General features: G+C 69.3%; 12 protein-coding genes. 7 read left to right on the plus strand and 5 right to left on the minus strand.

Annotation, left to right across the window (positions count from 1 at the left end; all coding sequences use genetic code 11):
• Positions 1-13 precede the first annotated feature (13 nt).
• The gene (locus tag F0U63_RS13580) at positions 14-1,777 is read left to right on the plus strand and encodes a hypothetical protein (RefSeq protein ID WP_395846318.1); all 1,764 of its coding nucleotides are present in this window, start codon (positions 14-16) and stop codon (positions 1,775-1,777) included.
• Between the two features lie 25 nt (positions 1,778-1,802).
• Here the strand turns inward: F0U63_RS13580 and ybaK are convergent, their stop codons facing one another.
• The 5 genes from ybaK to cglC all read right to left on the minus strand — a co-directional run bounded on the left by ybaK (position 1,803) and on the right by cglC (position 6,323).
• Positions 1,803-2,279: a Cys-tRNA(Pro) deacylase gene (ybaK, locus tag F0U63_RS13585; protein WP_395846319.1), complete on the minus strand. Its 477-nt coding sequence runs from the start codon at positions 2,277-2,279 to the stop codon at positions 1,803-1,805.
• Between the two features lie 9 nt (positions 2,280-2,288).
• On the minus strand, positions 2,289-3,431 hold the full coding sequence (purK, locus tag F0U63_RS13590) for a 5-(carboxyamino)imidazole ribonucleotide synthase (RefSeq protein WP_395846320.1): 1,143 nt from the start codon (positions 3,429-3,431) through the stop codon (positions 2,289-2,291).
• Entirely contained in the window at positions 3,428-3,889 is a 462-nt protein-coding gene (purE, locus tag F0U63_RS13595) for a 5-(carboxyamino)imidazole ribonucleotide mutase (protein WP_395848368.1), read from the minus strand. Before purE ends, purK begins: the two co-directional genes overlap by 4 nt.
• Before the next feature lie 179 nt (positions 3,890-4,068).
• A complete protein-coding gene (locus F0U63_RS13600; protein ID WP_395846321.1) occupies positions 4,069-5,490 on the minus strand; it encodes a VWA domain-containing protein in 1,422 nt (473 codons plus the stop codon).
• A 95-nt stretch (positions 5,491-5,585) separates the two neighbouring features.
• Positions 5,586-6,323, minus strand: coding sequence for an adventurous gliding motility lipoprotein CglC (cglC, locus tag F0U63_RS13605; RefSeq protein ID WP_395846322.1), 738 nt, complete (start codon positions 6,321-6,323; stop codon positions 5,586-5,588).
• Positions 6,324-6,365: 42 nt separating this feature from the next.
• Here cglC and F0U63_RS13610 point away from each other — a divergent pair, with 42 nt between their 5' ends.
• The 6 genes from F0U63_RS13610 (at position 6,366) to F0U63_RS13635 (ending at position 13,015) form a co-directional block, all read left to right on the plus strand.
• Positions 6,366-7,196: an outer membrane beta-barrel domain-containing protein gene (locus F0U63_RS13610; protein ID WP_395846323.1), complete on the plus strand. Its 831-nt coding sequence runs from the start codon at positions 6,366-6,368 to the stop codon at positions 7,194-7,196.
• A complete protein-coding gene (locus F0U63_RS13615; RefSeq protein ID WP_395846324.1) occupies positions 7,193-8,053 on the plus strand; it encodes an outer membrane beta-barrel domain-containing protein in 861 nt (286 codons plus the stop codon). Before F0U63_RS13610 ends, F0U63_RS13615 begins: the two co-directional genes overlap by 4 nt.
• Positions 8,050-10,038, plus strand: coding sequence for an adventurous gliding motility protein GltC (gene gltC / locus F0U63_RS13620; protein WP_395846325.1), 1,989 nt, complete (start codon positions 8,050-8,052; stop codon positions 10,036-10,038). The genes F0U63_RS13615 and gltC overlap by 4 nt, the downstream gene beginning before the upstream one ends.
• 129 nt (positions 10,039-10,167) lie before the next feature.
• Positions 10,168-11,196 carry a phosphate acyltransferase PlsX gene (gene plsX / locus F0U63_RS13625; RefSeq protein ID WP_395846326.1) on the plus strand — a complete coding sequence of 343 codons (1,029 nt, stop codon included), beginning with the start codon at positions 10,168-10,170 and terminating at the stop codon, positions 11,194-11,196.
• Positions 11,193-12,236, plus strand: coding sequence for a phosphatase domain-containing protein (locus F0U63_RS13630; RefSeq protein ID WP_395846327.1), 1,044 nt, complete (start codon positions 11,193-11,195; stop codon positions 12,234-12,236). The genes plsX and F0U63_RS13630 overlap by 4 nt, the downstream gene beginning before the upstream one ends.
• Positions 12,233-13,015: a sugar nucleotide-binding protein gene (locus tag F0U63_RS13635; RefSeq protein WP_395846328.1), complete on the plus strand. Its 783-nt coding sequence runs from the start codon at positions 12,233-12,235 to the stop codon at positions 13,013-13,015. The genes F0U63_RS13630 and F0U63_RS13635 overlap by 4 nt, the downstream gene beginning before the upstream one ends.
• The last annotated feature ends 166 nt before the right edge of the window (positions 13,016-13,181 follow it).

Below are 13,181 nucleotides of genomic sequence, written 5' to 3' on the forward strand. Positions count from 1 at the left end.
GTGAAGGCAGGACATGGATCGCCGAAGAGTGACGAGCGTGGTGCTGGTGCTGGGACTGTTCGCCGCGGGAGGCGTCGCCGCGTGGCGCTCGACGTGGTTGCCTCCGCCCACGCCGGACCCCTTTCGCCAGGTGGGCGAGGCACTCACGGTGGTTTTGCCGCCGGCTCCCGAGCGGGCCGCTCCCCGGCTCTCCAACCCCTCGGCGTACCTGCCCGCGCAGTGCTACGCGGACACCCGGAGCACGGAGGGGGGACGGACGCGCAATGGCTGCTTCGCGTGCCATCAGACCCCGCGGGCGCCGAACTATGTCGAGGACGCGGAACTCCAGACGGTGCTCACGGTGTCGCGGTACGCGGAGGACAACCGCTGGACGAACGTGCTCCAGCCGCCGCGGCCCGTCGAGTGGTCCGAGGCCGAGGTGCTGGCCTGGGTGCGCGCGAGCAACTACGTGGACGCGAGCGGCGGGCTGCGGTTGGCGACGGCGCTGGCGAAGCCCCCGACCGCGTGGGACGCCAATGGAGATGGCCGGTGGGAGGGCTACACGCCGGACTGCTGGTTCCGGACGGACGGGGAGGGCTTCGATCATTCGCCGGACGGGCTGATGACGGGGTGGCGGGCGTTCGCCTACGCGCCGTTTCCGGGCATGTTCTGGCCCACCAATGGCAGCGCGGGGGACGTGTTCATCCGGTTGCCCGAGGCGTTCCGTCGCGACGCGGCGGGGCGGGAGAGCAAGGAGATCTATCGCCTCAACCTCGCCATCCTGGAGGCGTTCATCCGGCGGGAGGACGTGCCGGTGCCGGCCACGGACGAGCGGGAACTGGGCTCGGATCTCGATGGGGATGGGGTGCTGGGGACGGCGAGGCGCGTGGCCTTCGTCTGGCCTCCGAGGCCGGGGCGCGTGTTCGGGTACGTGGGGCAGGCGGCGGGGTTGGACGCGGCGCGAGAGGGCTGGCCCGCGGCGGGGCTCTACCCGCGAGGCACCGAGTTCCTCCACAGCCTGCGCTACCTCGATGTGGAGGGGGGCCAGGTGCGCATGGCCGCGCGGATGAAGGAGCTGCGCTACATGCGCAAGACGCGCTGGCGCACGTACAGCGAGCTGCAACTGGCGGCCGAGGCCGAGGCTCGCGAGAAGATGAAGCACCCGGACGTGCTCAAGAAGGTGCACGCGGACGTGGAGCGCGGGGTGGGGACGGGCACGGGCTGGGTGATGCAGGGGTTCATCGAGGCGGCGGACGGCGAGCTGCGGCCCCAGAACGTCGAGGAGACCACCGCCTGCATCGGGTGTCATGGCGGCGTGGGGGCGACGACGGACAGCACGTTCAGCTTCGCGCGCAAGTACGCGCCGGGCGCGGCCGTGCAGGAGGGCTGGTACCACTGGGACACGCGTGGGCTGAAGGGCCTGCCGGAGCCCCGGCGCGCCGATGGCCGGGGTGAATACGCGCACTGGCTGGAGCAGGTGGGCGGAGGCGACGACTACGGGAGCAACGACGAGGTGCAGGCGCGCTTCTTCCGGGGGGATGGGACGCTCAGGCCCGATGCGGTGAAGGCGCTGACGCGGGACATCTCGACGCTGCTCGTGCCCTCGCCCGCGCGGGCGCTGCGGTTGGATCGGGCGTACCTGGGGCTGGTGAAGGCGCAGCGCTTCGAGGGCGGCCGGGACGTGCTGGTGGGCACGGCACCCCACGTGAGGACGCGGTTGGAGCAGGACGGAGAGACGGGCATCGACGAGGCCGTTCTTCCGGCGTGGGTGCCGCCGGAGAAGACCGCCTCGCACTGAGGACCACCGGGAGCGGGGCGGGGCCCTACGTCTTGTCGCGCGAGATGGGCCCGACCTTGGCCTTGGTGACCCGGAGGTAGTCCGCGGGCGCGAGGAGGATCTGCGTGCCGCGAATGCCCGCGGAGATGGAGATGGTGTCGAACAGCTCGATCATCTCGTCCACGAACACGGGGTAGTCCTTCTTGGCGCCGATGGCCGTGCAGCCGCCGCGCACGTAGCCCGTGAGCGGCTGGAGCTCCTTGAGTGGCACGGTGTCCACCTTCCGGTCGCCGCTCAGCCGCGCGAGCGCCTTGAGATCCAACTCCCCGTTGCCCGGCACCACGGCCATGAGGACGCCGGTGCGGTCGCCCCGGGCCACGAGCGTCTTGAAGAGCTGCTCCGGCGGCATCCCCACCTTGGCGGCCACGGACTCGGCGGACAGATCCTCCAGGTCGACCTCGTAGTCGCGCAGCGTGTAGGCGATGCCGAGCGAGTCGAGGATGCGGGCCGCGTTGGTCTTCATGAGCTCCTCTCAAGCCCCCATGGCCTGGCGGGCGGCCTGGATGCGGGCGAGCGCCTCCTCGGGGGTGGCGCCCACGGCGGACAGGTGACCCATCTTGCGGCCCGCGCGCGCCTCGCGCTTGCCATACAGGTGCAGGCGCACGCCGGGCATGGCGAGCACGGCCTCGAAGCGGGGCCCGCCCTCGCGCAACCACAAGTCCCCGAGCAGGTTGACGATGGCCGCGGGGCGCACCACCTCCACCGAGCCCAGGGGCAGGTTGCACACCGCGCGCACCGCCTGCTCGAACTGGCTGGTGAGGCACGCCACCTCGGTGGCGTGGAAGCTGTTGTGGGGGCGTGGCGCCAGCTCGTTCACCAGGAGCCGGCCGTCCTTGAGCAGGAAGAGCTCCACCACCAACAACCCCTCGACCGCGAGCGCCGTGGCCATGGCGCGTCCCAGCTCCACCGCCTGGGCGCTCACGTCGGGGGCAATCTGTCCTGGCAGCAGGGACCAGTCGAGGATGCGCTCCTCGTGGTGGTTGTAGGCGGGCGGGTACACCACCACCTCGCCCCGGGGCGAGCGCGCCACCAGCACGGACAGCTCCGCCTCCAGGTCCAGCGCGGCCTCCACCACCACGGGCCGCTGGCCCAGCTCCCGCCAGGCCTGGGGGGCCTCGGCGCTGGACTTCACCGGGTACTGGCCGCGCCCGTCATAGCCGCCCTCGCACACCTTCACGAAGCAGCGGCCGCCCAGCGCCTCCACCGTCGAGGTCAGCTCGGCCTCGCTGTTCGCCTGTTTCCATGGGCCCTGGGGAAACCCGCCCTGGGCGAGCCACGCGCGCTGCCGGCCCCGGTTCTGCACCACCTCCAGGACGTGGGCGCCCGGACGCATGGGGGCGTGCTGGGCCACGGCGTTGAGGGTGGCGAGGGGAATCTTCTCGATCTCCAGCGTCACCACGTCGCTCGCGCGCGCGAGCCGCCGGGCCTCGTCGACGCTGCCGAAGTCGGCGGTGTAGCACTGGTCCACCACGAAGCGCGCCGAGCACGCGGGATCCGGATCCAGCGACTGCACCTGATAGCCGAGCGTGCGCGCGGACAGCGCCATCATCCGGCCGAGCTGTCCACCGCCGAGGATGCCAATCGTGCCGCCGGGAAGAACGGTGCGCGTGCTCATGCGAGCTCCCGGTCCTGGAGGACCTCGTTGGTGCGGGCCTGTCGCCAGGCGGCGAGCCGCGGGCGCAGCTCGGGGTACTTGAGCGACAGGATGGCGGCGGCGTACAGGGCGGCGTTGACGGCGCCCGGCTTGCCGATGGCCATGGTGCCCACGGGCACGCCCTTGGGCATCTGCACGATGGACATGAGCGCGTCGAAGCCGTTGAGCACGGTGGCGGGGATGGGGATGCCCAGCACGGGCAGCAGCGTCTTGCTGGCCACCATGCCGGGCAGGTGCGCCGCGCCTCCGGCCGCCGCGATGATGACCGACAGGCCCCGCGACTCGGCCGTCTCGGCGTACTGCATCATCCAATCCGGCGTGCGGTGGGCGGACACCACCCGGACCTCATGCGGAATGGCCAGCTCCTTGAGGACGTCGATTCCCGGGCGCAGATGCTCCAGGTCGCTCTTGCCGCCCATGATGACGCCTACCCACGGTGTGTCCGCGCTCAAGCGCTTGCCTCCTGTGCGCCCTCCGGGTGATTCCCGCGAGGGGGAAGCACTCGGAAATAGGGTGGGGGCTGGCGCCGGTCAACACGGAAAATCGAGCCCGGGCGCTCCGGGGCCCGGTGAGGGCCCGGCCGGAGTCCGAGCGGTGTTCAATAGGTGGAGCCCAGGCGTCCGAAGCTCTTCAGGCTCTTGCTCTTCGAGCGCTTGACGGCCGCGCCCACGGACGCGTCGTCCCCGGCCTGCTCGTAGTCCCGGAGCAGCTCCTGCTGCTCGGCCAGGTCCGCCGCCACCGCCGAGGGGGTGGCCACCTCGCCCGCCTGCTCGAAGAGTTCCCGGTTGCGCGCCACGTACCCCTTGGCTTCCTCCTTGCGCCCCTCGCGCAGGGCCTCGGCGGCCAGCGTCAGGTTCTTCGCGCTCAGGGCCCGGGTCGCGTACACGGTGGCCTCCTTGTCCTGGTTCGCCCGGACCTCCTCCTGCCGTGGCGTCACCTGCGCGCCCAGATCCATCGCGTAGAGCATCGGCTTGTCGCCGCGCAGGTCCCGGAAGGACAGGAACAGCTCGGTCACGTGGACGGGGCTGCCCACCCGTGCGTCCTCCACGGTGAGCCGCGCCACCACCCGCTCCGTCTGTCCCGAGGAGAAGTCGGGCAGCCGCACCGTCACGCGGCGTCCTTCCTGCTTGACGCGGTAGCCCAGCACCTCCTCCAGCCGCACCCCCTGGGGCAGGGTGAAGGACAGGGACACGTCGCGGGCCACGCTGGTGGATGCCTGCCGCAGATCCTTCTGGAAGAGGGTGCCGAGCTGGGCCGCGTCCTCGAGGAAGCCGTAGGCGCCCGCGCCCAGCTCGGCGAAGCCCTGCATCAGGTCCTCGTTGAAGTCCGTGCCCACGCCGATGGCGCTCACGGTGATGCCCCCGGTGCGGATGTCCCGGACGAGCGTCGACAGGTCGGCGTCCTCGGTGAGGCCCTCGGTGGGCTGGCCGTCACTCATGAGGATGATGCGCTCGACACAGCCGGAGCACCCGGAGGCGCGCACCTGCGCGCGGCCTTCCTGGAGCCCCGCGGAGATGTTGGTGCCGCCATCGTCCCAGATGTCATCGATGTACTGGAGCATCCGCTCGCGGTTGTCGGGGGTGGCGGGCAGTCCTCCCAGGCTGCGCACGTCCGAGCCGTAGTGGACGATGGCCAGCCAGTCGTCCTCGCGCAGCAGGCTCACGAGGTGGCGTGCCGCCTGCCGGGCCTGTTGCAGCTTGTAGCCGCGCATGGACGTGGAGCGGTCGATGACCAGCGCCAGGTTCACCGGCAGCCGCCGGGCGCCCGGCACTTCCATCCCGGTGATGTCCACCGTGGCGAAGAGCTCCGAGGTACCCGGGGGGATGTAGGGATGGGACAGCCGGGCCGTCATCTTCAACGTGCCCGACATCTCCGCCTGTGCCCGGAGGTTGCCGACCACCGGACTGGCCCCATGGGGATCCTCCGGGGGCGACGGGAACGGGGAGGGGGGCAGACCCAGCACCAGCGCGGTGAGGGCGAGCACGCCGGCCAGGGAGACGAAGACGGCCGTCTTGTTCATGAAGAGGGGCTCCAGCGGGAGGACGAGGGGCCCGGCTGCTCACGCATGGCGAGGCGAAAAGGTCTGGAGACCCTCTCGCGCGCCGTGACCCGCGCTCAGCTTCCCGTCGTGCCCACGCTCTTGGAGGCGCAGAAGTTCGGCGACTCGGTCCGGCCGAAGTAGTCCTCGAACATCGCGGGGTTGTTCTTCTTCATGGTCGCCAGCGCCACCTCATCGAGCAGCAGCGGACGGCATTCCAGGGTCTTCTTGACGTCCTCGGCCGTCTGCGGGTCGGTGACCGTGCAGTCGGTGGCGCTGCCCACGGTGCACGGTTCACTGCAATAGCCCAGCACCTGGATGGCGTCGCCCTCGCCCGTCGTCTTGAGCTCGGTGCCCGCGGTGCGCACGCACACCAGGTTCTCGCAACCCACCGCACCGAAGGAGATGAAGTCCTGGTTGAACAAGATGTCATTCGGGGAGACGGGGATGGCCTCCAGTCCCGTTGTCCCGTTGGGATCCTTCTTCACCAGCACACATGGCTTCCCAGTGTCGGAACGGACCTCGCACCCGCCGCACAGCAGGGCGGCACCCAGAAGAAGACCCAGACGCGCAGACATCGACGTGTACCTCACCAGAATCGGAGAACGTGAGGAGCCAGCGTAGCACAGCGCTCCGGACTGCCAACCGTGTCGCGCGCGGCGGGGGCGCCCACGCTTGCTCGCCCTGGACATTGACCTTGCAAGAATACCGAGGGGGCGAACATGGGCCGGGGAAACCGTTTTGATCGGTTGATGGCCCACGAGAGTGGCGCATAGGATGTGTCTTCGTAGCCGCCTCCGATGATGGATCCACATCGGTTGGTGGGAAGACGCCCCAATGACACGGAGCTCCCGGAAGTGAATCGCCTCCAGGCCGCCCTGCTCGCGTTGTTTCTCGCGCCCGCAGCACCGGCACTCGCACAGAACCAGGAACAGGGGCTCGGACTCGATCTGAGCGGTGATCCCCAGCAGCCCCAGCAGGAAGAGACCGAAGCCGCCGCGGAGCCGCCTGCGGAGGAGCCTCCATTGCCCTCGCCTGTCGCGGAGGCCCCACCGGCCGAGCCGCTCACGCCGGCCGAGCGCGACGTCACGCTCGACGATCGCGTGAAGAGCGTGCAGCGCAAGGTGTACCTGAAGAAGAACCGCTTCGAGCTGGCGCCCTTCGTCACCCTGTCGGTGAACGACCCGTACTACACCAAGCTGGGCACCGCGGTGCGCGGGGCGTACTACCTGGCGGACACGCTGGCGATCGCCGCGCGCGTCTCGCTCATGCAGGTGCTGCCCGAGGATGACGTCCGCATCGCCAAGACCACCTTCCAGAGCCGCATCTTCTACTCGGTGCCCCAGTTGTCCGCCATGGGCGACGTGGAGTGGAGCCCGCTCTACGGCAAGGTGGCCTTCCTCAACGACATCCTCCACTTCGACGCCTACCTCCTGGGCGGCCTGGGTGTGGTGAACACCAAGGCGGCGACGGAGTACAAGGTGGGCATGCTCCCCGCCGCGGACCTCGGCATTGGCATGCGCTTCGTGGCCCGGGACTTCTTCGCGGTGAACGTGGCGCTCATCAACACGACCTACGTGGACAGGCCCACGTTCACCACCAAGGGCGCCACCCAGAACCTCATGACCCTCAACGCCGGCATCTCCATCTTCTTCCCCCTCAAGTCGACTGGACGGGACGCCGAATGAAGACCGCCCATCGTCTGCTGATCGCCCTGGCCCTCGTGCCCGGGCTCGTGCTGGCCCAGGCGCCCGCCGCGCCGGCGGCTCCCGCCGCTCCCGCCCCGGCTCCCGCCGCCAAGCCCGCTCCCGCGCCCGCCAAACCGGCCACCCCGCCCAACAGTCCCGCCGTGACCGGCTCGGCCGAGCAGGAAGCCGGTGACGTGTCGGAAGTGGACAAGGATCGGCTCGGGCCCCTGCGCGAGCGCGTGGTGCCCGTCTCCGGCCACCTCTTCCTCAAGAAGGGCCGCCTGGAGCTGAGCCCCTCGGCGACCTTCTCCATCAAGGACGCCTTCTATTCGAAGTACATCTTCGGCGGCGTGCTCACCTACCACTTCACGGAGACGCTGGGCCTGAGCCTGCGCGCCGGCTACTCCCTGCCCACGGTGGCCGCGGCCGCGCAGATCTGCACCTTCGATTCGACGGGCGGCAGCACCACCCGCGGCTGCCGCCGGCCCACCTTCGCGGACCTGGAGGACAAGGCGCCGGGGAAGATCCTGCTCACGGGCGGGCTCGACGTGCAGTGGGCGCCCATCTACGGGAAGATGTCGCTCTTGTCCGAGCAGTTCCTGCACTTCGACCTGTACGGCATCGCGGGCGCCAGCGCGATTCAGTACCGCGCGCCCGGCGTGACGGAGCTGACCGCGGGCGGCAATGTCGGCATCGGCATGCGCTTCTTCGTCAACCGGTGGATGACGGTGCGCACCGAGTTCCGTGACCTCATCTACGTGGAGAAGGCCGTCAACCCGGCCACCACGCTGCGCAACCAGCTGCTGTTCGAGCTGGGTGTGTCCTTCTTCTTCCCCAACGCCCCTCCTGAATCATGAAACGTCTGCTCAAGCCCTTCTGCCTCTCCCTCCTCGGGCTCACGCTGACGTGGGCCCAGCCCTCGCCCGCGCAGAGCTTCGAGGGCCTGGACATCTCCCAGCCCAAGAAGAAGAAGAAGTCCTCGCGCAAGCCCCGGGGCAAGAAGCCCGGCGCCACCCAGGCTCCGTCCTCCGACGAGTCGGACTCGGATGACGCGGCGGACTCCTCGGACTCCTCGGCGGCCACGAGCGCTCCGGCGGCTCCCACGGCCCCCGGGGTCGAGGGCACCCCCGCCCAGCCTCCTCCCTCCATGGGGTTGGATCTCACGGCGGACACGCCCGCTCCCACCCAGACCGCGCCCACCATGTCCTTCGACGCGGTGGACGTGTCCGGCAAGAGCGGAGACCGTCAGCGCCTGGACGTCGCCGTGTCGCTCTTCAAGAACGACGAGTACGACAAGGCGGCGATGAGCGCCTTCGAGATGATCCAGGACCCGAAGCTCGCCGGCCTCCACATGGAGGCGCGCTACGTGCTGGCCAAGGCCCTCTACCGCATGGGCCTGTACCACTCGTCGCTCGGTGAGTTCTCGAAGATCCTCGCCGTGGGTCCGGAGACGAAGTTCTTCCGCACCAGCCTCGAGTGGCTCTTCTTCATCAGCCGCAAGACGAAGAACGAGGCCGTCATCCTGGATGAGCTCGCGCGCCACGCCAACCAGGAGTTCCCGGATCGCTTCCGCAGCGAGTTCCACTACCTCCTGGCCCGCTACCACTTCGTGCGTGGCAAGGCGCTCGACGAGGTGGGCCGCAAGGAGGACGCGGACAAGAGCTTCAACGAGGTCAAGCGCCTCGTGCTGCTCATCCCCAAGACGGACGTCTTCTACCCGCGCGCCAAGTACCTCGAGGGCCTGGCCTTCTTCCGCTTCGGCAACAAGGCCGCCACCGCGTCCGCGCGCCGCACGGACATCAACACCCTGGGCGCCATCGACTCCATGAAGGAAGTGGTGCGCGTCACGCGCAACACCGCCGGCCTGGACGCGGAGCAGGTGTCGGCGAACCAGAAGCTGCGCGAGCTGGCGTTCATGCAGCTGGGCCGCACGCACTACGGCATGCAGCAGAACCGCTACGCCCTCTTCTATTTCAACAAGGTGGAGCGCGGCACCACGCAGTGGCTCGAGTCCATGTTCGAGTCCAGCTGGGCCAACTACCGCGTGGGCCAGTACGAGCAGGCGCTCGGCAACCTCATCACCCTCTCCTCGCCCTTCTTCCGCGAGGAGTACTTCCCGGAAGCGATGATCCTCAAGGCGGTCATCTATTACGAGAACTGCCGCTACCGCGAGTCGAGCCTCATCCTCCAGGACTTCGAGCGCACCTACCTGCCCGTGCATGATCAGCTGGAGCTCATCACCAAGAAGCAGCTCGACGCGGCCGAGTCCTACGGCGTGCTCGCCGACGTGCAGAAGAAGAACAAGGAAGGCCAGGAGAAGGGCGAGACGGACCGCATCCTCGAGCGCATCCTGCGCCTGGCCCTCACCGACCAGGATCTCAAGAAGACGAACGACTCCATCCTCGAGCTGGAGGGGGAGATGGACCTCTTCTCCGAGAAGGGCGACACCTTCCGCTACTCCGAGCTGACCAAGCAGCTGCTCGAGGGTCTCAAGGTGCAGCGCGCCGCGCTCATCGAGAAGGCCGGCATCATGGCCAAGGGCAAGCTGGAGACGGAACTCTCCGCGCTCAAGCAGCTGCTCGCCAACGGTCTGCGCATCAAGTTCGAGACCGTCACCAAGGAGAAGGAGTTCCTGGAGGAGCAGCTCAAGGCGGGCGGCCAGGTCTCCATCGTCAAGAAGTACAGGTACTCGGTGGCCGTGGCGGATGATCAGCTCTACTGGCCCTATGAGGGCGAGTACTGGCGCGACGAGCTGGGCACCTACCAGTACACGATGACCAAGGGCTGCGTGCAGCGCGACTCGGCCAACCGGAACATCCAGCAGGCCAGCGGCGCCAACTGAGCCTGTCTTCCCGGACCGGGGGCCTCGCTTCGAGGGGCTTCTCGCCGGGTGAGATTCAGTTCCGGGGGGTTGGATCCAGGTGGATCCAACCCCCCATCGTTTTTCCCAAACCAGTAGGATGGGGCTCGCATGGCCATCAAGCCCGTCACCATTGCCTTCGACGTGATGGGGAGCGACCACGGTCCGGCCGAAGTCATCCGGGGTGCCGCGCAGCTCTCGCTGGAGTCCCCTCACATCCACGCGCTGCTGGTGGGAGACCGAGCCGTCATCGATGACGTGCTGGCGGCCACCCGGCACAGCGGCGAGCGCATCTCCGTGCAGCACGCCTCGGCGTTCATCGCCATGGACGAGAAGCCCGGCGAGGCCCTGGCGCGCAAGGCGGACGCCTCGGTGTCGGTGGCGGCGCGGCTGGTGGCCGAGGGCGAGGCGGATGCGCTGGTGTCCGCGGGCAACACGGGCGCGTGCGTGCTCGCGTGCGCGCGCCACTTCCAGCTCCTGCCGGGGGTGCGGCGCGCGGCGCTCGCGGCGGTGTACCCCACGCGCATGCGTCACGGTGGCAAGGAGGATCCCTTCTCGCTCATCCTCGACGTGGGCGCCACGGTGGAGGCCACCGCGGATGACCTGGTGACGTTCGCGGTGATGGGGGCGGCCTACGCACGCATCATCTCGCGCAACGAGCTGCCCAAGGTGGCGCTCCTGTCCAACGGCACCGAGTCCACCAAGGGGCCGCGCCACGTGGTGGAGGCGCACGCGAGGATTTCCGGGCTGCCGGGCATGCAGTTCCTCGGCAACGTGGAGGGCGTGGACATCCCCAAGGGCACCGCGGACGTGGTGGTGACGGACGGCTTCGTGGGCAACGTGTGCCTGAAGATGCTCGAGGGCGTGCACGAGACGGTGTTCGAGCTGGCCCAGTACGCGCACAAGGAGAGCCTGCGCTGGCGCGCGGGGCTCGCCATGCTGGCCGGCGGCATCCAGCGCATCAAGGACATCACCGACTGGGAACAGTATGGAGGGGCGCCGGTGCTCGGCTTCGATCGCATCTTCATCAAGGCCCATGGCCGCTCGCACGCGCGCGCCATCGCCAACGCGGGGAAGATCGCCGCCAAGGCGGCCGCCAATGAGCTGGGCAAGTCCATCCAACAGGGCCTGGCGCGGTGAGCCTCCCGGACCGCATCGATCCCCGGCCCCCGCGGCGCATCTACCGCTGGGACCTGGACAAGACCTACCTGCAGACGGAGTTCGACTCCATCCGGGACATCCTGCGCACGGCCTTCCAGAAGGCCCACGAGAAGCAGGCGGTGCCGGGCGCGTCCGCGCTCATCCGCGAGCTGGCCGCCAACGGCGACTCACGCCTGTGCATCGTCTCCGGCAGCCCCCGGCAGATGCGCTCGGTGCTCGAGGAGAAGCTCAAGCTGGACGGGGTGGTGTGGGACGAGTTCGTCCTCAAGGACAACGTGGGCAACCTGATGCGTGGGCGCTTCCGGGCGCTGCGCGGGCAGGTGGGCTACAAGCTGCCCGCCATCCTCGAGAGCCGCGCGCTCGCGCCCCTCGAGGCCGAGGAGGTGCTCTTCGGGGATGACGCCGAGGCGGACGCCTTCATCTACTCGCTCTACGCGGACATGGTTGCCGGGCGCGTGGACGAGCGGGTGCTCTCGCAGATCCTCTCCCAGGCGGCGGTGTACCCGGACGAGGTCGAGCGGGTGCACGCGGCGTGGAAGAAGATCTCCGTGGCGGATCCCGTGCGGCGCATCTTCATCCACCTGGACCGGCTCACGCCGCCCGCGCACTTCGCGGACTACGGCCCGCGCGTGGTGCCCATCTTCAACTACTTCCAGGCCGCGCTGGTGCTCCTGGCGGACGGGCACCTCACCGCCCCCCAGGTCATCAAGGTCGCCGTGGAGATGGTGCAGACGGCGGGGCACAACATCATCACCCTGTCCAACTCGTTCCAGGACTTGCTGCGCCGGGGCCTGCCCCTGCAGCAGGCGGCGGCGGCGCTGGTGCAGGCGCTCGAGGGGCCCAACGCGCTGCTCCAGGCGTTGCGGCCCATGCCGGACATCATCTCGGCCTTCACCAAGCGGCTCGCCGCGCTGGGCACCGAGCCCGCGCCGCCTCCCGCGCGCGCGGTGGACTACCTGGCCATGCTCCACCACGCCCTGCCGCGCACCCACAAGACGCGCAAGCCCCCTCCGGCATGAAGGCGCTCGTCACTGGCGCCCACGGCACCGTGGGCTCGCGGCTGTGTGACTTCCTGCAACGCCAGGGCGTGGAGGTGGTGCGCTGGGAGCGCTCCCGCGTCCCGGTGGACGACTACTGGGCCATGGAGCACTTCGTGCGCTCGGTGGCGCCCGACGTGCTCTTCCACCTGGCGGCGGCCTCGAGTCCCTCCCAGCGTCCGGACGACTCCTGGCGCGTCAACTACGAGTGGACGAGCGAGCTGGCGTGGATCTGCCGGCAGGTGGGCGTGCGCTTCGTCTTCACCAGCTCGGTGATGGTGTTCTCGGACGGGGCGCGCGGGCCCTTCACGGTGGACTCGGTGCCGGATGCGGCCGAGGGCTACGGCAACGAGAAGCGGCTCGCCGAGGCGCGCGTCTTCCACCAGTACCCCGAGGCGCGTGTGGCGCGGCTGGGCTGGCAGATGGACTTCGGCTTCTCGGGCAACCAGATGGGGGCGTGGCTGGAGACGCGCGCGCGTGAGCAGGGGCGGGTGGAGGCGAGCACCCGCTGGTACCCGGCGTGTTCCTTCCTGGACGACACCGTGCGGGCCCTGTTGGCGCTCGCGTGGGTGGAGCCGGGGCTCTACCTGTTGGATGCGAACGAGCGCTGGACCTTCCATGAGATCGCCTCCGCCCTGAGCACCTGGCACTCGGGCCGGTGGCGGGTGGAACCCAGTGAACACTTCGTGTTCGATCAGCGGATGATCGACGATCGGATCCGTCTGCCCTCGCTCAAGACGCGGCTGCCGGATCTGCCTTGAAGGGAACGCGGTGGCCGGTGGCGGTCCGCCGGTGAGCACAAGCGCCGGGGGACGGTATCCAAGCGGATCGTTGCTCCCTACCTTGCCTCGTGGAGGGTGTTTCCGCCTCGGAGTCCTCCATCCGGGGCCGCACGTCCGGGGTGGGCCCTCCCGTGCACACGAGGAG

Source organism: Cystobacter fuscus (genome assembly GCF_044360685.1).
GTDB classification, from domain to species: Bacteria; Myxococcota; Myxococcia; order Myxococcales; family Myxococcaceae; genus Cystobacter; species Cystobacter fuscus_C.